Here is a 21,350-nt window from a genome sequence, read left to right on the forward strand (position 1 = left end):
ACCAAAATTCTTCTTAAGAAGAACTCTATGTTTCACGTGAAACATACTCTAGGTGGGTTAATGTTTCACGTGAAACATTGCAAGCTAACTATTTTTTCTGAACAACAAGAACCCGAGTACCTTCGTCTGAACCCCAAACATCAACATCATGCACATCAACCCACTGTGCATCGTACTTGCGGAGAATCTTATCTGCATCCTCAATCTCTTGCTCTGCTCTACCACCTTTTAACGCAACAAGCTGACCACCACTTCGTAGCAACGGCATTGTCCAAGGAATCAATTTTTTAAGAGCAGCAACCGCTCGAGCAGTTACAACATCAGCTGAGATAGTACCGAACAAATCTTCGGAGCGTTGATTAAATACCGACACATTAGATAGCCCAAGTTCTAAAACAACGAAAGAAAGCCAATCAGTACGTCGCCCTAAAGAATCTACAAGATTAACATGAAGATCTGGCCGAACAATAGCTGTTATCAAACCTGGAAATCCTGCACCGGAACCAACATCAACTAATTCTGCATTCTTCGGAATGAAATCAATAATCGCTGTTGAGTTAAGAATATGCCGCGACCATAGCTTTGACATTTCACGTGGCCCAACAAGCCCGCGGAGTTCACCTTCAGCTTCAATAAGGCGTGAAAAAGCAAGAAGCTGTTCCCATATTTCAACGCCAAAATGCTTATCACCTTCAATAGGTGGGAGTTCGGTCTGCTGCTCAAAATCCACAATAATCACCCAAAACTATATATAAGGCTACATATCTAACTAAAAGTAATACGTAAAATAACGATACAACACTAATAGTCTACCTGACCATCAGCTATTACAGTCTAACGATCTTCAAACTTCCCGAAATAGACGTGTGTCCTGCACGGTAAAGTACAGGACACACGTCAAAAAGAATGCTGATTATTCGCCGTCTTCGATATCCTCATCGTCGTCTGGCAACGAGATAACTACGTGACGAGCTGCGCCAATACCTGATGAGTCCGAGAGTAAACCGGCGTCGGCTACGACGTCGTGAACAACCTTGCGTTCAAACGGATTCATCGGCTTCAACGCAACAGCTTCGCCACTTTCTTCGACACGCTCAATGGCATCCCGAGCAATAGCAGCAATTTCCTTGCGATGCTGATCGCGGTAGCCCAGAATATCGAGCATCAATCGCGACCGCTCACCAGTCTGTTGTTGGACAGCGAGCCGAGTCAGCTCTTGAATAGCATCGAGAGTTTCGCCATGCTTACCGATCAGCCGCTTCAGGCGACGATCACCGCCGTCGTCGGACACGATACCAACAGCAGCACGATCTGCTTCGATCGCAATTTCAATGTCTCCGTCAACATCTGCAATATCGAGGAGCTCTTCGAGATAATCAGCAGCGATATCGCCTTCTTCATCTAAGGCTGCGCGCAAATCAGTGAGTTCTTCAGTCATGTGGTTCCCTTTGTTCTCAGGTTCCCGTAGTACGGGCTTTAAAAATTACGATTCTTCTTGTTGCGGTTTGCCTTCTTTTGGCGAGCCTGCTTCTTTTCGTTAGCACGCTGTCGCTGGGCCATACGCCGCTCATAACGCTTCTGAGCGCGCTCCGCATCAGTCAAGCCGTCAAGGCCGCGCACCTCTTCGGAATTGTTGTCTGGTGTCGACGGCGTTGGCTCAACATGCTTCTTCTTAGCAGCCTTCTTTGAACGTTCCTTCCCCAACGGCTGCACGCGTGGCTGAACAGGCTCCTCTGGTTCTTCTTCAGGTGGCAGGCCAGCCGCAATACGCTTAGCACGTAGCTTCTGCTGACGCGTCTTGTAGGCTGGTGACCCCGGTGTTGGGTTATAGGTGATGAGCCAGTACTGCTGACCAATGTTCCACAGGTTAGATGTTAACCAATAAACAAGCACGCCAACCTGGAATGCGAAACCACTGAAAATGTAGATTAGTGGCATGCCGTAGAGCATCATCTTCTGCATCTTATATGACGGATTATTTGGATCCTGAGCCGATTCTGGCAGGTTCTTCGTCATGATCATCTTTTGTGAGAAGAACAAGGTTGCCATCATGAGGAAGATCAAGATAACAGCAACAATACGCACATTAGTTGGCAAGGAATATTCAGATGCAGTACCTAGCGACGATGATAGCGGTGCACCGAAGAGAGTGGAGTTAGCAATTTCTTCAGCTACCGTCTTATTAACAGCACCAATTGATGCCATTTCGCCAGTTGAAATAGGCCGCACAGCATAGAGTAACCGGAACAGCGCGAAGAAGATCGGCATCTGAATAAGGAGTGGCAAACAGGATGCGAATGGCGATGTGCCGCGTTCGCGGTAGAGTGCCATAAGCTCTTCTTGCTGCCGCTGCTTAGAAACAGCATCAGTACGTCCTTTGTACTTCTTTTGAAGTTTCTGGACTTCCGGTTGAATTTCTTGCCCCATACGCATTGCGCGAATCTGCTTGTTGAACAGCGGAATAATGAGGATACGAATGACAATAGTCAGGCCAACGATAGACATGACCCAAGCAGCGCCGGATCCGCTATTCATGCCGACGGTAGTTAATACCGTGTGGATGCCATACATGATCCACGAGATGACCCATTTAATGGGGAAGAGGATAATATCCACAGTTCTTCTTTCGCTTAGGGGCAGTTGCCACGATGTGTATCATCGCCATGGCCGTGGTGGCCTGATGATTCTTGCTGGGCGCGGTACGCCAAGAGTTCGGTGTATCCGAGGGGTTTGGTTGGCCAGGCACCAGGTTCAGGAACCCAGTCCACGCCACCTTTACTCCACGGGTTGCAGCGTAACAATCGCCACACTGATAAAAGTGTACCTTTAATTACGCCGTGAACCTCAATGGAATCAAGTGCATATTGTGAGCAGGTGGGCTGATATTTGCACCGCCGCGGTAATCCGGCTGAAATTGTGCGTTGGTACCAGCGAATCATCCACATGAACAGACGTTTAATCATGAGTGTGCGCCTTCCGAGCCTGTGCTCTGGTGAGCGCACTGTCGAGTGCTCGGGTGAAATCTTGCGACGACGCCGTTGCCGCCGCGGGGTTTGCGCGCACGACGATGGTTCCCGGCTCTAGTTCGGGAAGAAAGTTCCTGACGACGTGGCGGAGTTTGCGAGCAACTGTATGCCGGACAACCGAATTGCCAACTTTTTTGCCCACGACGAAGCCGACCTTTGTGCAAAGGTCGGCTTCATTTATGGAGTTGTCCGCTAAAAAGTAGACAACTACAAGGCTGTTTCCGCTCCGCCTCCCATGACGAACTGTTCGAGCAAAATCGCCCGATGTTCGTAATCGGTTGACGGTGGGCAGCATTTACGCAGAGAGGCGTGCACGGCCCTTACGACGGCGGGAGGCAAGAACTGCACGACCCGCACGGGTGGCCATACGCTTACGGAAGCCGTGGACCTTCGCACGACGGCGGTTATTCGGCTGGAACGTACGCTTGGTAGACATGGGTGATCTCCCACTTATCGATACTTGAAACGAACCCGATGGTTTCGGATTCGTGTGTGTGTCCTGCACACACATGACTTGATGACTTTACGCGAGTTTTCGGCTCATAGTCAATAAAAGACACGGGTGCCGTAACTATTGTCACATGATGAATTACGTGTGATAACTCTTTCCATATTACTTTCCACAGCTGTGGATATTTCAGTGGATACATTTTTGCATTGCAACTCCGCGGTTCAATTCATGTAATTACACGCATGTAATATCCACAGTTGTGAATAAACCTGTGGATAACTTTAGATTTTAGTCGCAGGTTCTCCTATGATTGTCACAGGCCAGAAAAGGCTGGCGTGCACAACAAGGGGAAAATATGTCTGATGGATCATTTGTGAACGATGCTTGGACAGCAGCGATCGAGCTCTCACGAGCTGAAGGTCGCTTGTCTGAATCACAAACAGCGTTTGTTCGGCTAGCAACTCCTCTTGCGCTGATCGACGAAAGATTCCTTATCGGCGTAGCTACTGATTTCACTCGAAACCTCATTAACACCAACGTTGCACAGGTATTAACTGAGCAACTATCAGCTATCGTCGGACGCGAACTGACACTAGAAATTTCCGTTGATCCAGCCCTTTCGGAATCATCTGTATCGGCTTCATCTACATCATCTACACCGACTACACAGGTATCTGTGCCACCAACGTCTGCATCACCAACGTCTGTGCCAGAACCGACTCTGCATTCTGTTTCTTCAGCGCCAGTGCAAGAATTTACCAAACCGGCCTACAACGAAACTCCGTCGTCGTCCCCCGAACCTACACAGCTTTTCCCTACCCCGCAGTACGAAAAACCCGTTGCAGCGCCACCTGCTCCGCCACGTCATCTGGATAGACAACAAGAAGTCCGCGATTTAGCACGCCTAAACCAGCATTACACCTTCGAAACGTTCGTCACCGGTGAATCTAACCGTTTCGCGCATGCAACTGCATTGGCAGTTTCAGAACTTCCTGGTTCTACCTACAACCCACTGTTCTTGTACTCGGACTCCGGAATGGGTAAAACCCACCTTCTGCACGCCATCGGCAACTCAGTGCAGGAGATGTTTCCTAACAAAAAGGTGCTTTACGTATCTGCCGAAGAGTTCACCAACGCATTTATTAATGCCTTGGCAAACGGGCAAATGCATAACTTCAAAGACCAATTCCGTACCGTCGATGTTCTGTTGATCGACGATATTCAATTCCTTTCCGGGCGTGACCGCTCTCGTACGCTCGAAGAATTCTTCCACACCTTCAACGCGCTTATTAACGCCAATAAACAGATCGTTATCACATCCGATGTGGCACCAAATCTTCTCGTCGATTTCGAAGACCGGATGATTTCTCGATTCAAGTCCGGAATTACCGCAGCAATCGATCTACCGAACCTTGAAACACGTATCGCCATCCTCAATCGCAAAGCGACGGCAGAAGGTCTTGAAGTGCCACGCGATGTCATTGAGTTTATTGCTACTCGTATCACCAGTAACGTACGTGAAATGGAAGGTGCACTCCGCCGTATCCGGGCGTTCGCTGACTTAACCAAACAGCAGATTTCCCTTGATTTAGCTGAATCTCAGCTCAAGGACATGATTTCTGATCCCAATTCTATTCAGGTCACTGCCGGAATGATCGTGGCGCAAGTGTCAAACTATTTCAACGTTCCGCTAGCTGATTTGAAGTCCCCAACGCGTACCCGCACGCTAACCCAGCCACGCCACGTGGCAATGTACCTATGCCGGGAATTAACGGATCTGTCGCTACCGAAGATCGCCGAGGAATTTAATCGACGGGACCACACCACAGTAATGAATGCAGTGCGCAAGGTCGAAGCCCTGATGGCAGAGAAACAAACTATCTTCACGCAAGTTTCTGAGCTGACCACGATCATTAAAAACGCGGCAAAAGACCATGCTCAGCTCGCTCAAGAGTAAATAACACACAATATGTGATTTATTTTGTGGATAACTGTGGATAAAACCTGTGAATCTGTGGATAAAAACTACTTCGTTTTGTCTCATCCACAAAATGACACATGTTATTCACTTATAAACCACAAATAATCCACTGTAGAAAATGTTGATTTTACGACGGAAGAATGGGTTTTCCACAGTTTCCACAGACCCTATTACTACTACTACCTAAATAGTTATAGGGAAGATCTGGTCGCCACCGACTGCGAGTAAATCTCAACAATCCACAAAAATGTCGTTTCGATTCCGACGCGTGGGGTATTTCGCGTACAGTATTAAGTAGTAATTTTGAGGAAAGTAGGTTGCGGTGAAAATTATCGTTGAACATGACGTCTTCACAGAAGCCGTTACATGGGTTGCACGAACCATTCCAAATCGTCCAGCGATACCAGTTCTGGCCGGTTTGAAAATTCAGGCATCTCAAAACGGTATTGTTTCTCTTGGTTCACGCGATTCAGATATCTCGTCTCACGTTGATATCGAAGCAGATGTTCTCACCGCTGGCGATGTTCTTATCAATGGACGTCTACTCGCAGATATTTGCCGGGCACTTCCGCGTAAGCCAATCGAACTGACTCTCGATGGCACCAAGCTTGACATCGAATGCGGAGCTTCGCACTTCTCGATGAAGACGATGGCAAGTGAAGATTACACTGAGGGCTCCGAGATGCCGCCAGTTGTTGGAACCGTAGACGGAACTCAGTGGCTCGAAGCAATTAGCCAGGTATCGATCGCAGCCTCAAATGATGACACCTTGCCACTTTTGGTTTCGGTATGCATTGAAATTAACGGTGATTCCATTGCTCTCATGGCAACAGACCGTTATCGTCTTGCAGTCCGGGAACTCAAGTGGACCCCAGCTGACACTACGATTTCCCAGCGCATCCTAGTTCGTGCCTCGCGTCTTCTTGACATTGCCAAAGCACTTGGGTCGGCCGGGCCAATCGAAATCTCACTATCAGATTCCTTAATCGGCTTTGCAGCCGGCGGTAAGCAAAACACAGTTCAGCTTATCGATGGCGAATATCCGCAAGTCCTCTCACTGTTCCCAGCTGAAAGTGCTGGATACATGGTGATGGATCGGATGGAAATGCTTGATGCAATCAAGCGTTCGCGCCTAGTTGTGGAAAAGAATGCTGCAGTTCGGCTCTCCTTTACCGAGGGCGAAGTTACAATCGAAGCTGGACAAGGCGATCAAGCACAAGCATCTGAAGCGCTCGCCGCTGAGGTCGTTGGCGAAGATCTGAAGATGGCGTTCAACCCGATCTTCCTTCAAGAAGGTTTTGCGGTTATGAGCGGTGAAAAGGTTCGCCTAGCCGTTACTCACCCAACTAAGCCAGCAGTTATGACAGCAGAAAAAGACGGCGAATCGGTGAACGATTTCCGTCTCTTGCTCATGCCTGTTCGTACGTTCGGTAACAACTGACACCGTGTATATCACCGACCTCGCGTTGAACGATTTTCGTTCATATCGCGACGTTGTTGTGTCCTTCCGTCCAGGAGTGACAACATTTGTTGGAGAAAACGGGCAAGGGAAAACCAATCTAGTTGAAGCAATCGGCTATCTTGCAACGTTTTCTTCGCATCGAGTGAATGCAGATACCAGTCTCGTTCGGCAAGGAGCTAATGCTGGCGTAGTGCGTGCCAAAGTCATGCATGGCGATTCGCCAACAACGGTCGAAATCGAAATTTTGGCTGGGCGGGCAAATCGCGCACGAATCAACCGCGGTAACGCCAAACCTGCTGACGTCCTCGGAATTGTGCGAACCGTTATGTTCGCGCCGGAAGATCTTGAGCTTATTAAAGGTGATCCTGGAGTGCGGCGTCGTTTTCTCGACGACGTCATTATTCAGCTACGCCCTCGGATGGCGCAAATTAAGGCAGACTACGGAAAAGTTGCCAAACAGCGCGCGGCGTTGCTGAAAACCTTGTGGAAAAATCGACGTCGTGACGGTGTTGCTGACGAAACTATGCTCGACATTTTCGATCAGCAGCTCGCTCAACTCGGTGCACGAATAATTGCCGAACGCGCCCGCATTATCAGTGCCCTGCGCCCCTACGTTACCCAGTACTATCACCAGGTTTCCGGCGGAAAAGGCGTTGCCCGTATCGACTACGCAGCCAACATCGATCATCGCAGTGGCTGGGATTTACCTACCGCACAACAACTGCACGCCGATGAATCCTTAAGCGAAGCTATCGCAACTCATGAAGCAGATCTGCAAGAAGAAAAAGCCATGATGGAGAGGCTTCTTGACGCAATGAAACAGTGGCGTTCTCAAGAAATTGAACGCGGTGTCAACCTAGTTGGTCCACATCGCGACGATTTGGCGATCTCCTTGGGAACGTTGCCAGCGAAAGGATTTGCTTCCCACGGCGAGTCATGGTCGTATGCGCTCGCGTTGCGGTTAGCGTCGTGGCGCGTTTTACGCGATGATGTTTCGGGAAATTGGGCCGACGACGGCGAACCCATCCTCATTCTCGACGATGTTTTTGCCGAACTCGATGCCCGGCGTCGGCAACGCTTAGCTGACATTGTTAGCCAAGGAGAACAAGTATTCGTGACTGCCGCAGTGGGAGATGACTTGCCAGACGAGCTATCTGGTGAAAAGTTTTTGGTACACGATGGCACCGTTACCCGCGATGCAGGTGATGAATAGTGGCCACATCAACACACAACAAAATTGAGCAGGCACGGCTGGCAGCTGCTCGCAAACACGGCGATATTTTGCCGCTACAGATTCTGCATCGGGTTCGTCGCATGGCAGCAGACCAGGGCTTTGTTCGTCGTCGAAACACATCCCGAGCAACGCTAGCTGCAACGCAACCGAAACCGATCGGGGATGCACCGCTCGTTCCGAGCCCTGGACAAGAAGTTGGGTCGGGGGCGCGCCCGTCCTATCGTGACCCGCAACCGGTGTTCACACTGATGAAAAAAGCGATTGAGGAACGTGGGTGGAACTCGCAGGTTGAAGTGGCATCGGTGGTGACTCGATGGCCGGAGATCGTTGGCGAAGCGTTTGCGGCGCACTGCGAGGTTGTTGATTTTACGCCGGATGGAACCTTGACATTGCAGGCAAAAACGGTGGCGTGGGAGAAACAGATTCGTTCGCTATTGCACCACCTCGATGCCCGACTCGCGCAAGAGCTCGGTGAAGGTGTAGTGAAAGAAATTGTGGTCAATGGGCCGTATGTGCCGTCGTGGAAGCATGGGCGGTTGTCAGTTCCTGGACGTGGACCGCGCGATACCTACGGATAACCTTTTCAATATTTCGGGATTTTAGTTCGAACCCTATGTTCTGGCGGTAAAAACGCGCTATAATAACTAAGGATGCCTTGAGGTAGGTCCCTACCTTTTTAGGGGCGAAATCAAGCAGAGCCGGTTTTACGCACGTTATATGAGGTAGAACACATATGTGTTTGCCATAGATGTGCCACCACGAAGAATGAGGGGAAGTCTACGCGTGTCAGATGAAAATAAGACCACAAATGAGACTACACAACATGCGGGTATAGTAGCGCGAGGTACTGAATACAACGCAGCTGACATTACAGTCCTTGAAGGTCTTGAAGCTGTTCGGAAGCGTCCGGGCATGTACATCGGTTCAACTGGTGAACGCGGATTGCATCACCTTGTTTACGAAGTCGTCGATAACTCAGTCGACGAAGCGCTCGCCGGATATGCTTCGGAAATTACTGTCACCTTGCTTGATAACGGTGGCGTGAAAGTTGAAGACGACGGTCGTGGAATCCCAGTCGATATCCATCCAACGGAAGGCGTCGCAGCAGTTCAGGTAGTTATGACCGTTCTGCACGCCGGTGGAAAATTCGGTAACGGCTCCTATGCTGTTTCCGGTGGTCTACACGGCGTCGGCATCTCGGTTGTGAACGCACTGTCCACCCGCATGGATACCGAAGTTCGCCGAGACGGCTATGTTTGGCGGATTTCCTACGAAAACGGTGTCCCAGTTGCGCCACTAGAACAAGGCGAACCAACAGATCGGACCGGAACAACCCAAACGTTCTGGCCAAACGCCGACATTTTTGAAACCGTCGATTTTGATTTTGACACCCTTCGCCAACGCTTCCACCAGATGGCGTTCTTGAACAAGAGTCTCAAGATCACACTGATTGACGAACGGGAATCTGCGGTTGCCGACGGCGATGAAGTCACCGGGGAAGAGAACGACGTCGAAAAGAAGCACACCTCAGTCACCTACCAATATGACAACGGCCTGCATGACTACGTCACCTACCTAATCAAAACTAAGAAGGCAGAACCGGTTCACGCCGAACCGATTTACTTCGAAGCTGAAGACAAAGAACGAGTCATCTCGGTTGAAGTCGCAATGCAGTGGACCAACGGCTACTCCGAATCGTTGCACACATTCGCAAACACGATTAACACTACTGAAGGTGGAACTCACGAAGAAGGTTTCCGTACCGCGCTGACCTCGATTATCAATAAGTACGCACGAGACAAGGGTCTCCTGAAAGAAAAAGACGCCAACCTGACCGGTGACGATATTCGTGAAGGCCTAACAGCCGTCATCTCGATTAAGCTCGGCGAACCACAATTCGAAGGCCAGACCAAGACTAAGCTCGGCAACACGGAAGCACGAACCTTTGTTCAGCAAACCACATACGCCCAGCTCACGGATTGGCTCGATATGCATCCGGGCGAAGGAAAAGAGATTATTCGCAAGGCAACCCAAGCGCAAACTGCTCGGTTAGCGGCACGTAAAGCACGTGAAGCAACCCGGCGTAAGTCCGTTCTGGAATCGGCTGCAATGCCTGGAAAGCTCAAGGATTGCACCTCGAATAATCCAGCCGAATGTGAAATCTTCATTGTTGAGGGTGATTCGGCAGGCGGTTCCGCTGTTAACGGCCGTGATCCGAACCATCAGGCGATCATGCCGATTCGTGGAAAGATTTTGAACGTTGAAAAAGCACGGCTTGATCGTGCACTATCATCCGAATCCATCCAGAGCCTGATCACTGCGTTCGGAACTGGTGTTGGCGAAGAATTCGACATCAACAAGTTGCGTTACCACAAGATCGTATTCATGGCGGATGCTGATGTGGACGGCCAGCACATTGCAACCTTGCTGTTGACCCTGGTCTACCGCTACATGCGCCCACTGATCGAACACGGTTATATCTTCTTGGCGATGCCGCCGCTCTACCGCATCAAGTGGACGAATGCAGACCACGAGTATGTCTTCTCTGATAAAGAACGAGACATCAAACTCGAAGAAGGACTCGCAGCTGGAAAGCGCTTACCGAAAGCCGAAGGCCAAGGCATTCAGCGATACAAGGGTCTTGGTGAAATGAACGATTCAGAATTGTGGGATACCACCATGAATCCAGAAACCCGTACCTTGAAGCGCGTCAGCATCGGCGAAGCGGCCGCAACAGATGAATCCTTCTCGATCTTGATGGGTGAAGACGTCGCATCACGTCGTTCCTTCATCCAACGCAATGCCCACGACGTCCGCTTCCTCGACATTTAAGAATGGCTGGTTAAGAACAACTCATGACTGAAGAAATAGCAGAATACAACCACGGCCTCATCAAGGACGTCGATCTCCAGCGCGAAATGGAAACGTCCTATTTGGACTACGCGATGTCCGTCATCATCGGCCGCGCACTTCCAGACGTTCGCGACGGCATGAAACCTGTCCACCGCCGAGTCATTTACGCGATGTGGGACGGCGGCTACCGGCCAGATTCCTCCTTCTCTAAGTCGGTGAAAATTGTTGGTGACGTGATGGGTAACTTCCACCCGCACGGTGATGCCGCAATCTACGACACAATGGTTCGCATGGTCCAGCCATGGAACCTGCGCTATCCACTGGTCGCCGGCCAAGGAAACTTCGGTACTGCAGGTGACCTTGGTGCCGCTGCACCGCGTTACACTGAGGCTCGCATGGCTCAGCTCGCCGTTGAAATGGTCCGTGACATTAACGAAGACACAGTTGATTTCACACCAAACTTTGACGGTTCGGTACAGGAACCAACCGTGCTCACCGCTCGTTTCCCGAACCTACTAGTTAACGGTTCGGAAGGTATTGCGGTTGGTATGGCTACCCGTATTCCACCGCATAACCTACGTGAAGTTGCCGAAGGTGTTCAGTGGTTCCTCGAACACCCAGAAGCGACCCGTGAAGAGCTCCTCGAAGCACTGATTGCCCGCGTCAAAGGACCAGATTTCCCAACTGGGGCAACAATTCTCGGAACCAAAGGCATCGAGTCGATGTATCGGACCGGAAATGGTTCGATCACGCAGCGCGCAGTTGTTGAAGTTGATGAAATCAATGGGCGTCAATGCCTCGTTATCACCGATCTGCCATACCAAGTCAATCCTGATCGCTTGCTTGACAAGATGGTGGAAGGTATTAAAGACGGCCGTCTGCCAGGCATCGCCGATATTCGCGACGAAACCTCCGGGCGCGCCGGCCAGCGCATCGTCGTCGTCCTTAAGAAGGACGCGGTTGCCAAGGTTGTGCTCAACAACCTCTACAAGCACACTCAGATGCAAAACAACTTCCCAGCCAATATGCTGGCTCTGGTTGACGGTGTGCCACGCACGCTTTCACTCGATGGTTTTGTCCGCCACTGGGTTGATCACCAGATCGAAGTGATTCGCCGTCGTACCGAATTCCGGCTCCGTAAGGTCCTTGAGCGCTTGATGATTTTAGAGGGACTCGTTAAAGCCCTCGATGCGCTCGATGAAGTGATCGCCTTGATTCGCCGCTCGCCAACCGTAGATGAAGCTCGCGAAGGCCTGAAGAAACTTCTTGACATCAACGAAATTCAAGCCGATCATATTTTAGCTATGCAGCTTCGCCGTCTAGCCGCTCTCGAACGGCAAAAGATCCTGGACGAGCGTGACGAAAAGATGGCATTGCGTGACGATTACCGGGATATTTTGGCTTCTCCGGGCCGGCAGCGCACCATCGTGGCGGACGAACTCGGCGAGATTGTTGCCAAGTTCGGCGACGAACGCCGTACCAAGATCCTCCCATTTGACGGTGAAATGTCCGATGAGGATTTGATTCCGGAAGACGACGTCGTTATCACCATTACCCGTTCTGGATTCGTCAAGCGTACCAAGGTCAGCGAATACCGCGCCCAGCATCGCGGCGGCAAGGGAATTAAGGGAACCTCATTGCGTGACGACGATATCGTCGAGCATTTCGGTATCACCTCTACTCACGATTGGCAGCTATTCTTTACCAATCAGGGACGGGTTTACCGAATCAAGGGCTACGAGCTACCAGAAGGCGCACGCGATGCCAAGGGTCAGCATATTGCCAACATGTTGGCATTCCAGCCAGGTGAATCAATTGCTTCAATGGTCTCGATCCGTAGCTACGATCAAGCCGACTATCTTGTGCTTGCCACCGAAGACGGCCTCGTGAAGAAGACTCGCTTGAGCGACTACGATTCTGCCCGTACCGGCGGTTTGATCGCCGTCAAGCTGCGCGAACGTGAAGATGGCACAACTGACCGTCTCGTGGCTGCCCGTTTGCTGAATGAGGGCGACGACGTCATCCTCGTCTCACGCGGTGGACAGTCCTTGCGTTTCACGGCCGACGACGAAACCTTGCGTCCAATGGGTCGAGCAACCTCCGGTGTGACTGGTATGAAGTTCCGCGGCGACGATCGGTTGCTTGCAATGGATATTGTTGACGAAGGTGCGGAAGTCTTTGTTGTGACTGAAGGTGGCTTCGCTAAGCGCACTGATATCGAGCAGTACCGAGTCCAGGGCCGTGCTGGCCTGGGTATCAAGGTTGCTAACGTGGTTGAGTCCCGTGGCGATCTTGTGGGCGCGCTCATCACTCATCCAGGTGACGAAGTTATGGTCATTATGGAATCGGGCAAGGTGGTGCGTTCAGCAGTAGACGAAGTGTCACTGACTGGCCGTAATACTCAAGGCGTCAAGTTTGCTACCCCAGACAAGGGTGACAAGATTATTTCCATCGCGCTCAATATGGAAAAAGAAGCCGAAGAGGACGAAGATACGGAAGTAGACGGTACCGCCGTCGTCGAACCAGAATCTGACGCGAAAGATGACGCACAAACCGCTACCGAAGTAGAATAACCCTACTTGTGAATCACTCACTACCAGGTCAATGGAGAAGAAGATGACAACCACAACTGACGAAACAACGTCGCAGCCAACCATGGTGCAAGAAATCGTGCCACATGAAAAGCAAGAAGTTGGCATTCGGCGAGTCAAGATGACGATTTCCCGGGTTGACCCATGGTCGGCTCTGAAACTGTCATTCTTGGTATCAGTTGCAATCGGCATCATGCTAGTAATTGCTACCGCCGTTTTGTGGTTCGTGCTCGATTCGATGCATGTTTGGTCACAAATTGATGGGCTGCTCAAGACGCTCAACTCAGAAGCGTTGCTGCAATTGGGGCAGTTCATGGAGTTTGGGCGTGTCATGTCATTCTCCGTTGTGGTAGGAGTGATTGAGATTGTGTTGATGACCGCTTTCGGCGCGCTCATGGCACTCGTGTACAACGTCGTTGCCATGCTGGTAGGCGGCTTACATGTGACCGTTACAGATGAATAGTCTGAAATAGTCACATGAAAATGTGACGTGCATTGCTTGGGGCTGTTGTGGTTTGATTCTGAACTCGAAATTGAGTTAATCTAATTCGGCACGAAGAAATGCACAAGGGCCTATAGCTCAGTCGGTTAGAGCGCTACACTGATAATGTAGAGGTCGATGGTTCGAGTCCATCTAGGCCCACGCTAACGTGAGAAGGAGGAGCGATGAAGAAATTCGTTCTCGTCACTCTCGCAGTAGTTGGGGGATATGCATTATTCCTCAAAGCATCGGAAACGATGCAAACGCAGGCAATGTGGCAATCAGTCACAGATCCTGTAGAATAGCTTCGAACGAACAGTTCGAAACGGGGCTATGGCGCAGCTGGTAGCGCATCTGCTTTGCAAGCAGAGGGTCAGGGGTTCGAGTCCCCTTAGCTCCACAGACAAGATCCCGGTAGGAAATAGCCTACCGGGATCTTTTGTTTGGTCTGTGCCGCACAAAATCTCGAGATTCAGCATGGTAGTGCGATATAGGCTACTACCGTTACGCGGGGCGAGATTTTGTACGGTGTAGAAATCCAGCCAACTACGCTTCCTGCATGATTTTCCCGGATTCTAGGTGGATAATCTGCTGGGCAGCAGTTAGTAGCTGAGGATCGTGCGTGACTAGTAAGACGGCAGTACCATTTTCTGTGAGGTCGTTGAGGAGAGCACGTAATTGTTCGCGATGCGTAGCGTCGAGTGATACTGATGGCTCATCAAGAATGACTAGCTGGGCGTTTCGGCGGTGGATCATTCGCGCGATAGCGATGCGTTGCCATTGACCGCCGGAGAGTTCATGGCCGTCAGTGTGGCTGCCGATTTCTTGCTCGTAAGCTATCGTATTTCCCTGGCTATCAGTGATAGATGTTGACCAGGCGCCTTCTTCTAGCGGGGCTGCATAGTCTGAAATTTGGACGTTGAGAGCTAAGGATGCTTTATAGCGGGCATAGTTTTGGAAGATAACACTACACCGGTCTACAAAACACTGCCGGATTCCACTTGTCGGTTCAACGAGGCCTAGGAGTAGACGGATGAGTGTGGATTTTCCGGATCCATTACTCCCTACGAGGGCGCATACCTGGCCTGGTGTGAGAGTGAGGTTAATATCGGTGAGTGCGGGAGTATCAGCATTCGGGTACGTGTAGGAAACATTGATTAATGACAAGCATCCTCGAACCGGCTTAGGCTGTGGTTGCGTTAGTAGGTTGATGACCTTCCTACTTTTTTCAAGATCTCTGCCAAGGTCACCGGCACGCAGACTCATCATTTCATCGAGGATGTCGTAGATGGTTGCCATCGCTGAAATACCCGCAGCTACGAGCGCTATATCGGCTGATTTTGTCCACCCAGCGATCACTAGGAGGCCTACCATGACCATGAGTGTTGCCCATTCTCCTGCTTGGGAAAGCAGATGACGTTTCAGTGACCACGATTCACGTTTGCGGTGGAACCGGTACAAGCGATTACTCACGTGCTGTAAGTGTTGGAGGAAGTGTGTTGTCCCGTTAATTGCGCGTAGTTCAAAGTTAGCAGGAGCATCTAAAGACGCAGTGATGAGTTCTTCTTGAACTCGCTTAACTGATACCTGTTCCGTTTCAAAAGCCGGCGCGTTCTTCAATTCAACCATCTGCACCCAGATAGCCGGCAGTGCAGCTAATGGCAATGCAAGCCCCAGCCATGGGACAGAATCGATAAAGAACACGACCATCGCAAGTAAATATGGAACATAGTAGAGAACAACTGTCACTACCGTGCGTACAGATTCAGTCCCGGCAACAATGCCAGTACGTGCTTGAGCCAACAAATCAACATCGCGTGCTGAATCATAAGACTCGTAAGGCATTATTCGCGCAGCACGAATAATCTGCTTACAAACGCGATTATAGATTTTCCGGTCGTGTGCCGCGTAGGCAATATTGTGGAAGGAATTAAGCACGATTCCGCCAAGAATGATCCCGAGATAAATCACTATGGCCCGCGTAGCAATCGCTGAATCACCGCTCGCGGAGGCTTCGGTGAGGGAAGTGACTAACCATTGCAGCCCATATGTAGCACCGGCAAGAAAAATAGCGTCCGCAGCTACGAGGAAGAAACATAAAAGAAGGAAGAGTCTGGAGATGTGCCATTCGAGTCGAAACCACCATAGAAGAGTCTTCACGCCAAGGCTCCCTTCTCTAGTCGCATAACAACATCACAATCAGCTAAGAGTTCCTCGTCGTGAGAAATAATAATGACTAGGCGTTGTTTCCAGTTGTGTTCAAGGCGATTGGTTAACCAAGCTAACCATGTGTGATCTAGCCATGCGCTTGGTTCATCGAGAATCAGAATAGGTGCTGAGCTACTCAGGGCGCGTGCTAACGCTAACCGTTTGAGTTGCCCACCAGATAGTCCTGTCCCGTCGGCAAGTCCAGAAGTGATGAGCCGATCAGGATTCTCAGCAAGCCCAGTTCCGCGAAACAGTTCTTCCATATCGTCGCTAGGCAGTGGGCTACTATCTCCCAAGCGAAGGAAATCGCGGCCAGATACTGGGAAAGAATAAGGATATTGGACCACACCGACGTCGTCGTTGCTATTGAGACGACGACGGACATCCTCGGACCTTATCCACAACGCTCCCTGATAATCGGTTTCCGGAAAAACTCCCATAAGAATGTTTGCTAGCGTTGTTTTCCCAGCCCCATTTTCTCCGCAAATCCCGTACCGCATACCTGCTTTAAACGTAGCGCGTGAGATATCGAGAACCGGGTTTGTTTCGCCAGGATAAGTGAACGATAAGTCTTCGATTGTTAGTCGATAATCTCGTTCAGCATCAAAGATGCTTGGTTCAGGCGACGACGGCGAGGCCGATTGCGTTATGAAACGGCGAATATCGCGAACAATAGTAATATTTGTGGTCAGTTCGTCGATCGACTCAGACAGCGACCAAGAAATAGACGACACGAAAGAAAGATAAGCGACGATAAAACTAGTGAATATTTCGATTGATACAGCGCCCGAGACAAGATCGTTGGTCATAACCAAAAGCTGTAAACCTAACGCAGCCCCGATACCAAGAACCGGGAATTTTAAAAAACCGTAGTAGGCTAATTCGCGACGGTTGAGAATATGACGAACCGATTCACTCTTTTCTTGCCAGTCCTGGGCAAACGGAGAATTAATATCGAAAACGCGTACTTCTTGAGCATATGTTCGATGAGTAAAAATTGACTCGAGATAGTTACGTCGCATCCGTGGCGCAGCTAGTTTTCGTTCTAAAAGAGTTCGTTTTCTACCAACAGTTAAGGAAAGAATGACCACTGGCGGAATAAGGAGTAACGGCAGGCTGGCACGCAGTGGACCAATCGTGTGCGAGATTAAGATACTCAGGCCAATTCCCTGGACCGCTATCTCAAGAATCCGCCCGATGTAGAACAAGACGTTTATCCAAGCTTTACCAGGAGAATCAACAAGCCGTTCAAATTCTGAGCGAACGTGTGGATTCATGACGTCGAACGGCGGTAGTACGCACATGGTTTCTACTAGCTTGTTGACCAAAATAGCATCGAATGACGCGCCACCAACTCTATGAAGGTAACGCAAGACCACCGGCACGCTATAGCGCACTGCGTAGCATCCGCCCAGAACGCTAAACCACACAAGGGCAGCACCACCGTTGGAGCTTAGGTTCGTTAGCAGGTTAGCGATTGCTACGACCTCAACCAATGCCGCCGAAACCCGGATTACATACGCTATAGCCAAACCGGCTGTCCATGACAGGGTTTTTATCTGAATATTACGTAACATATACTCTCATTGTAGACACAAAATCTCGAGATTCAGCACGGTAGTGCGATATAGGCGCTACCGTTGCGCTGGGCGAGATTTTGTGCGGCGTGGATAGTGAAGATTTCTATATTTGTTTGTAAAAAATGGTTTTACTAAAACGTTTTAGCAACTAGACTGAAAACGTGAAGAATGAAGATACGTAAAATCAATGATGATTGCCCGTATGGAGATTCGACACAGCCTTAGAATCAATGAGCTATATATCGTCCTTAGACGTATTTCGCTTGGAAGGGACAATGATGTCTACCCATAAAAAACTAATTGGAGGCGCAATAGCAACAGTTCTTGCGTTTTCTTCTTTAAGTTGTGTTTCGAGTGCGCTTGCAACACCATCAGAAGAAGCAGGAATCAAAGCCGTTATTCCTGCTGTGCGTCATTTTAGTGCCGATGACGGACAACCGTGGAAACTGTCGAAGGGAACAAAAATTGTAGCTCCCTCGATCCTTAAAGAAGATGCGAATAAACTTGCTCTGGATTTGGCTATTAAGAGCAAAATAAAGCCAACAGTAGAAATCGATGGTGAAGCTGACGCTGACGATATTGTACTCCGCGTCGATCCGGAACTAAAAGATGTTCCGCGTGATGATGGATATCAGATTGTTTCGACTAAAGACCGGTTAACGGTAACCGGAAAATCCGTGGACGGGGCCTTCTGGGGTGAACAGACTGTTGTTCAGTCGGTTGCCAGCTCAGGTGGTGTGCAAGCAGGAACGGTTAATGATTGGGCTGATGTTAGTGAGCGATCGTTCCATCAAGATATGGCCCGGAAATTCTATTCTAAAAATTATCTTCTGAATCTGATTCATCAATTGAGCTACCGCAAGATTAATACGTTGCAACTCCACTTTTCAGAAAATGAAGGTTTCCGACTGGAATCGAAGAAACATCCAGAAATCATGTCGTCGGACGGATATATTTCTCAAAGCGAGCTGGCTGAGATACTAGCAGAAGCAAAGAAATATCATATTGAGGTGATACCTGCACTGGATATGCCAGGACATATGAAGCAAGTACTATCTCAGCATGCGGATCTTCGCTTAGAGCCGAGATACATTGGCTCTAATAATGAAGAGCATCTTCGCGGTCTTGATTTTTCCAAACCCGAAGCAGAAAAATTTGTCAAAGAACTCATTGATGAGTTTGCTCCCCTTTTCCCTGATACAAATAAATGGCATCTAGGAGCAGATGAATACGTAAACTTCACTCAGGCAGGACAGAAATATCCAGCAGCGGTCGATCGTATTAAAGCTAAGCTTGGTCAAGACAAAGAATTTGTTGACGGTTTTGTGTCATTCATTAACGACATGGCTACCTATGTGAAAGACAAGTATCACAAGACTGATGTCCGAGTGTGGAATGATGCTTTTTATCGTTCGGATGTAAAACAAAAGGTTGAACTGAATAAAGATCTCACAATTGATTATTGGACGAATTGGGATAAGTCTATGACTTCAGTTCAAAATTTTGTGGATCACGGGTTTAATCTAGTTAATTTCAACGATGCATACATGTACTTTGTACTTGGTGAGGCAGCTGGATATAAGTATCCAACAGTTGAGCGTGTCTATCTAGGCCAGCGCAATGATTCTGTTGATGGCGGTTTCCACGCAGGGAGATTCCCAAGCTTAGCTCAAGGTCGTGGACCTCAGGCATTTCCACAAGAAAAACCAGTGCTAGGTAAAGATACAACATATCCAACCTGGTTACGTGGTGCATCCTTTGCTATTTGGTCCGACATGGCTCGCGCATTGACTGAAGAACAAGTTGCTAACAAGTCGAAAGGTCCATACACTGCGTTTGCAGATCGCGTTTGGTATTCCGGCGATAAGCGCACAATCAAAGAATTCACGAATGCAATGGCTGCAGTTGGAGATGCTCCAGAAATACCGGCAAACATTGACCAGATCGTCGTCGGAACCCAATCAGACCTAATCTCTCCACAATCTGGAACAGCGGTGAAACCTGGAATGGCAGTCACTGTGACTGGACAAATAAAAAATACATCCAATCAAACATTCCCTATTGATGCGAAAGTAACGTCTACGTTCCTTGAAACAGCAGCTGGTGACGTACCAGTTAAAGTTCTTGATAATGACGGTAAACCTGTTAAATCAGAAGGGAAAAACGTTGCTCTTGCATCAGAAGGCGCTACAGCTAAGGCAAGTTCTGTAGAGGTTGCGAAGTTTGATGCCAGCAAAGCTATTGATGGAGATGCCTCGAACGCTGACTCGAGATGGTCATCAGTCGGCAAGAAAGACGGCGAATCCATCACTGTCACATTTAAAGAAGCAACAGATCTTGTCAAACTTCGGTTAGCCTGGGAAGGGGCCTATGCAACAAAGTACACGGTTTCCTATGCTCATCCAGATGGTTCCACCACAGTAGATAAGTTCGCGTTTACTCGCGAGAGTAATAAAAATGCGGTATGGGCAGAGCATAGTATTGACCAGAAACGTGTAACGGCAATCACGATAACAGGAAACGAACGTTCTCTTCCTGAATACGGAATTTCACTATTCGAGATTGAAGCTTACAGTGCAGGCGGTCCGCTGAAGGTTGCTCCAGCAAAGCTTGACAATGCTGGAAAACTTACTTGGAATGGTAGCCTTGAGCCAAGCCAATCCATATCTTTCGCCTGGGATGCCACAATAGCCAAAGATGCTGACAAGAAGGCCTCCGTAGAACTAACGAGCGCAGCTGAATATGTACTGAAGCCTGCTGAACCAAGCGTAGCAACTCTTGATTTCATAGTTGATCGCAAACCACAGGTACCAGATACTCACGATGAAAAACCAGTTCCGCCAGTTGATCCGCAGCCTGAGCCGGCACCGCAGCCTGAGCCGGCACCGCAGCCTGAGCCACCTGCCCGTCCACATGTCGATTGGCTACCGCTTGTTCCTGGGATTAATCTTGATCCAGTTTATTCTGATTCGGGGATGATTGAGAAAGCGTTGGCTGATGAGAGCGTTAAGCTTGATGGCAAATATACAGTGGAACGAGGCGAAAACGTTAAAGTCACTTTCGCTGGATTGGAGAAGAATGCGCAAGCACGTGTGTACTTGTATTCTGAACCATCAAAGATTGGTGATGTGACTGCCTCAGATAGTGGTAGCGCTGAATTTGATGTAAAGACTACTGATGCTCCGCTGGGAACGCACTATGTGGTTGCAACATCAAATGTTGCTGGCATGCATCAGCCATCATCTATTGTGCGAATTACCGTAGTTGAGTCACGTACAGACGGACATGGACAGGTCCCAAACCAGAACCAGGTTACATCGCAACACACGCAAGTTCTTGCAAAAACTGGTAGCTCGCTTATTTTTGTTGGAGTTATCTCGGTTACCTTGCTAGGTTTCGGAATGGCGATGATTCTGCTTCGTCGTCGTTACGAATCGTGATGATGCAATTATAAAAACATACGCTGAGGGGAATTGAAATACT

At 49.3% G+C, this 21,350-nt stretch carries 17 protein-coding genes and 2 tRNA genes; 11 read left to right on the top strand and 8 right to left on the bottom strand.

What is annotated here, in order from left to right; all coding sequences use genetic code 11:
* Window positions 1-88: 88 nt before the first annotated feature.
* The 6 genes from rsmG to rpmH form a co-directional block, all read right to left on the bottom strand.
* Window positions 89-730, bottom strand: coding sequence for a 16S rRNA (guanine(527)-N(7))-methyltransferase RsmG (gene rsmG, locus KSO86_RS05050; RefSeq protein WP_366493340.1), 642 nt, complete (start codon window positions 728-730; stop codon window positions 89-91).
* A 183-nt stretch (window positions 731-913) separates the two neighbouring features.
* Complete coding sequence (locus KSO86_RS05055; protein WP_216378510.1) at window positions 914-1,438, bottom strand: Jag family protein; 525 nt, start codon at window positions 1,436-1,438, stop codon at window positions 914-916.
* Window positions 1,439-1,476: 38 nt separating this feature from the next.
* Window positions 1,477-2,616 (bottom strand): membrane protein insertase YidC, encoded by a 1,140-nt coding sequence (yidC, locus tag KSO86_RS05060; protein WP_216378511.1) that lies wholly within the window; start codon window positions 2,614-2,616, stop codon window positions 1,477-1,479.
* A 14-nt stretch (window positions 2,617-2,630) separates the two neighbouring features.
* On the bottom strand, window positions 2,631-2,963 hold the full coding sequence (yidD, locus tag KSO86_RS05065; protein WP_216378512.1) for a membrane protein insertion efficiency factor YidD: 333 nt from the start codon (window positions 2,961-2,963) through the stop codon (window positions 2,631-2,633).
* Window positions 2,956-3,321 carry a ribonuclease P protein component gene (gene rnpA / locus KSO86_RS05070; protein WP_091279415.1) on the bottom strand — a complete coding sequence of 122 codons (366 nt, stop codon included), beginning with the start codon at window positions 3,319-3,321 and terminating at the stop codon, window positions 2,956-2,958. The genes yidD and rnpA overlap by 8 nt, the downstream gene beginning before the upstream one ends.
* On the bottom strand, window positions 3,322-3,462 hold the full coding sequence (rpmH, locus tag KSO86_RS05075) for a 50S ribosomal protein L34 (RefSeq protein WP_091279413.1): 141 nt from the start codon (window positions 3,460-3,462) through the stop codon (window positions 3,322-3,324).
* Window positions 3,463-3,832: 370 nt separating this feature from the next.
* Between rpmH and dnaA the strand changes: the two genes are divergently transcribed.
* The 10 genes from dnaA to KSO86_RS05125 all read left to right on the top strand — a co-directional run bounded on the left by dnaA (window position 3,833) and on the right by KSO86_RS05125 (window position 14,479).
* Window positions 3,833-5,434 carry a chromosomal replication initiator protein DnaA gene (dnaA, locus tag KSO86_RS05080; protein WP_216378513.1) on the top strand — a complete coding sequence of 534 codons (1,602 nt, stop codon included), beginning with the start codon at window positions 3,833-3,835 and terminating at the stop codon, window positions 5,432-5,434.
* 346 nt (window positions 5,435-5,780) lie between these two features.
* Entirely contained in the window at window positions 5,781-6,899 is a 1,119-nt protein-coding gene (dnaN, locus tag KSO86_RS05085; protein WP_216378514.1) for a DNA polymerase III subunit beta, read from the top strand.
* Window positions 6,900-6,903: 4 nt separating this feature from the next.
* Window positions 6,904-8,133 carry a DNA replication/repair protein RecF gene (recF, locus tag KSO86_RS05090; protein WP_216378515.1) on the top strand — a complete coding sequence of 410 codons (1,230 nt, stop codon included), beginning with the start codon at window positions 6,904-6,906 and terminating at the stop codon, window positions 8,131-8,133.
* Window positions 8,133-8,732, top strand: a complete 600-nt coding sequence (locus tag KSO86_RS05095; protein WP_091279399.1) for a DciA family protein — start codon at window positions 8,133-8,135, stop codon at window positions 8,730-8,732. The genes recF and KSO86_RS05095 overlap by 1 nt, the downstream gene beginning before the upstream one ends.
* A gap of 205 nt (window positions 8,733-8,937) precedes the next feature.
* On the top strand, window positions 8,938-10,986 hold the full coding sequence (gene gyrB, locus KSO86_RS05100) for a DNA topoisomerase (ATP-hydrolyzing) subunit B (RefSeq protein WP_436231417.1): 2,049 nt from the start codon (window positions 8,938-8,940) through the stop codon (window positions 10,984-10,986).
* Window positions 10,987-11,009: 23 nt separating this feature from the next.
* Complete coding sequence (gyrA, locus tag KSO86_RS05105; RefSeq protein WP_216378516.1) at window positions 11,010-13,580, top strand: DNA gyrase subunit A; 2,571 nt, start codon at window positions 11,010-11,012, stop codon at window positions 13,578-13,580.
* A gap of 43 nt (window positions 13,581-13,623) precedes the next feature.
* Window positions 13,624-14,061 (top strand): DUF3566 domain-containing protein, encoded by a 438-nt coding sequence (locus KSO86_RS05110; protein ID WP_216378517.1) that lies wholly within the window; start codon window positions 13,624-13,626, stop codon window positions 14,059-14,061.
* A gap of 106 nt (window positions 14,062-14,167) precedes the next feature.
* Window positions 14,168-14,241: transfer RNA gene (locus KSO86_RS05115), tRNA-Ile, on the top strand.
* 23 nt (window positions 14,242-14,264) lie between these two features.
* Window positions 14,265-14,384, top strand: coding sequence for a DLW-39 family protein (locus KSO86_RS05120; RefSeq protein WP_216378518.1), 120 nt, complete (start codon window positions 14,265-14,267; stop codon window positions 14,382-14,384).
* 22 nt (window positions 14,385-14,406) lie between these two features.
* Window positions 14,407-14,479: transfer RNA gene (locus KSO86_RS05125), tRNA-Ala, on the top strand.
* Window positions 14,480-14,625: 146 nt separating this feature from the next.
* Here the strand turns inward: KSO86_RS05125 and KSO86_RS08680 are convergent.
* Together KSO86_RS08680 and KSO86_RS05135 are read right to left on the bottom strand one after the other, a co-directional pair.
* The gene (locus tag KSO86_RS08680) at window positions 14,626-16,239 is read right to left on the bottom strand and encodes an ATP-binding cassette domain-containing protein (RefSeq protein ID WP_216378519.1); all 1,614 of its coding nucleotides are present in this window, start codon (window positions 16,237-16,239) and stop codon (window positions 14,626-14,628) included.
* Window positions 16,236-17,864, bottom strand: a complete 1,629-nt coding sequence (locus KSO86_RS05135; protein WP_216378520.1) for an ABC transporter ATP-binding protein — start codon at window positions 17,862-17,864, stop codon at window positions 16,236-16,238. The genes KSO86_RS08680 and KSO86_RS05135 overlap by 4 nt, the downstream gene beginning before the upstream one ends.
* Window positions 17,865-18,145: 281 nt before the next feature.
* Here KSO86_RS05135 and KSO86_RS05140 point away from each other — a divergent pair, with 281 nt between their 5' ends.
* A complete protein-coding gene (locus KSO86_RS05140; RefSeq protein WP_216378521.1) occupies window positions 18,146-21,307 on the top strand; it encodes a glycoside hydrolase family 20 protein in 3,162 nt (1,053 codons plus the stop codon).
* The last annotated feature ends 43 nt before the right edge of the window (window positions 21,308-21,350 follow it).

Source organism: Arcanobacterium phocae, from assembly GCF_018913465.1.
GTDB classification, from domain to species: Bacteria; Actinomycetota; Actinomycetes; order Actinomycetales; family Actinomycetaceae; genus Arcanobacterium; species Arcanobacterium phocae_A.

Excerpts from the sequence above, each read along its gene's own strand:
- KSO86_RS05055 (WP_216378510.1), bottom strand. The coding sequence starts at position 1,438 with ATGACTGAAGAACTCACTGATTTGCGCGCAGCCTTAGATGAAGAAGGC.
- yidD (WP_216378512.1), bottom strand. The coding sequence starts at position 2,963 with ATGATTAAACGTCTGTTCATGTGGATGATTCGCTGGTACCAACGCACA.
- rnpA (WP_091279415.1), bottom strand. The coding sequence starts at position 3,321 with ATGCTGCCCACCGTCAACCGATTACGAACATCGGGCGATTTTGCTCGA.
- rpmH (WP_091279413.1), bottom strand. The coding sequence starts at position 3,462 with ATGTCTACCAAGCGTACGTTCCAGCCGAATAACCGCCGTCGTGCGAAG.
- dnaA (WP_216378513.1), top strand. The coding sequence starts at position 3,833 with ATGTCTGATGGATCATTTGTGAACGATGCTTGGACAGCAGCGATCGAG.
- gyrA (WP_216378516.1), top strand. The coding sequence starts at position 11,010 with ATGACTGAAGAAATAGCAGAATACAACCACGGCCTCATCAAGGACGTC.
- KSO86_RS05110 (WP_216378517.1), top strand. The coding sequence starts at position 13,624 with ATGACAACCACAACTGACGAAACAACGTCGCAGCCAACCATGGTGCAA.
- KSO86_RS05120 (WP_216378518.1), top strand. The coding sequence starts at position 14,265 with ATGAAGAAATTCGTTCTCGTCACTCTCGCAGTAGTTGGGGGATATGCA.
- KSO86_RS05135 (WP_216378520.1), bottom strand. The coding sequence starts at position 17,864 with ATGTTACGTAATATTCAGATAAAAACCCTGTCATGGACAGCCGGTTTG.
- KSO86_RS05140 (WP_216378521.1), top strand. The coding sequence starts at position 18,146 with ATGTCTACCCATAAAAAACTAATTGGAGGCGCAATAGCAACAGTTCTT.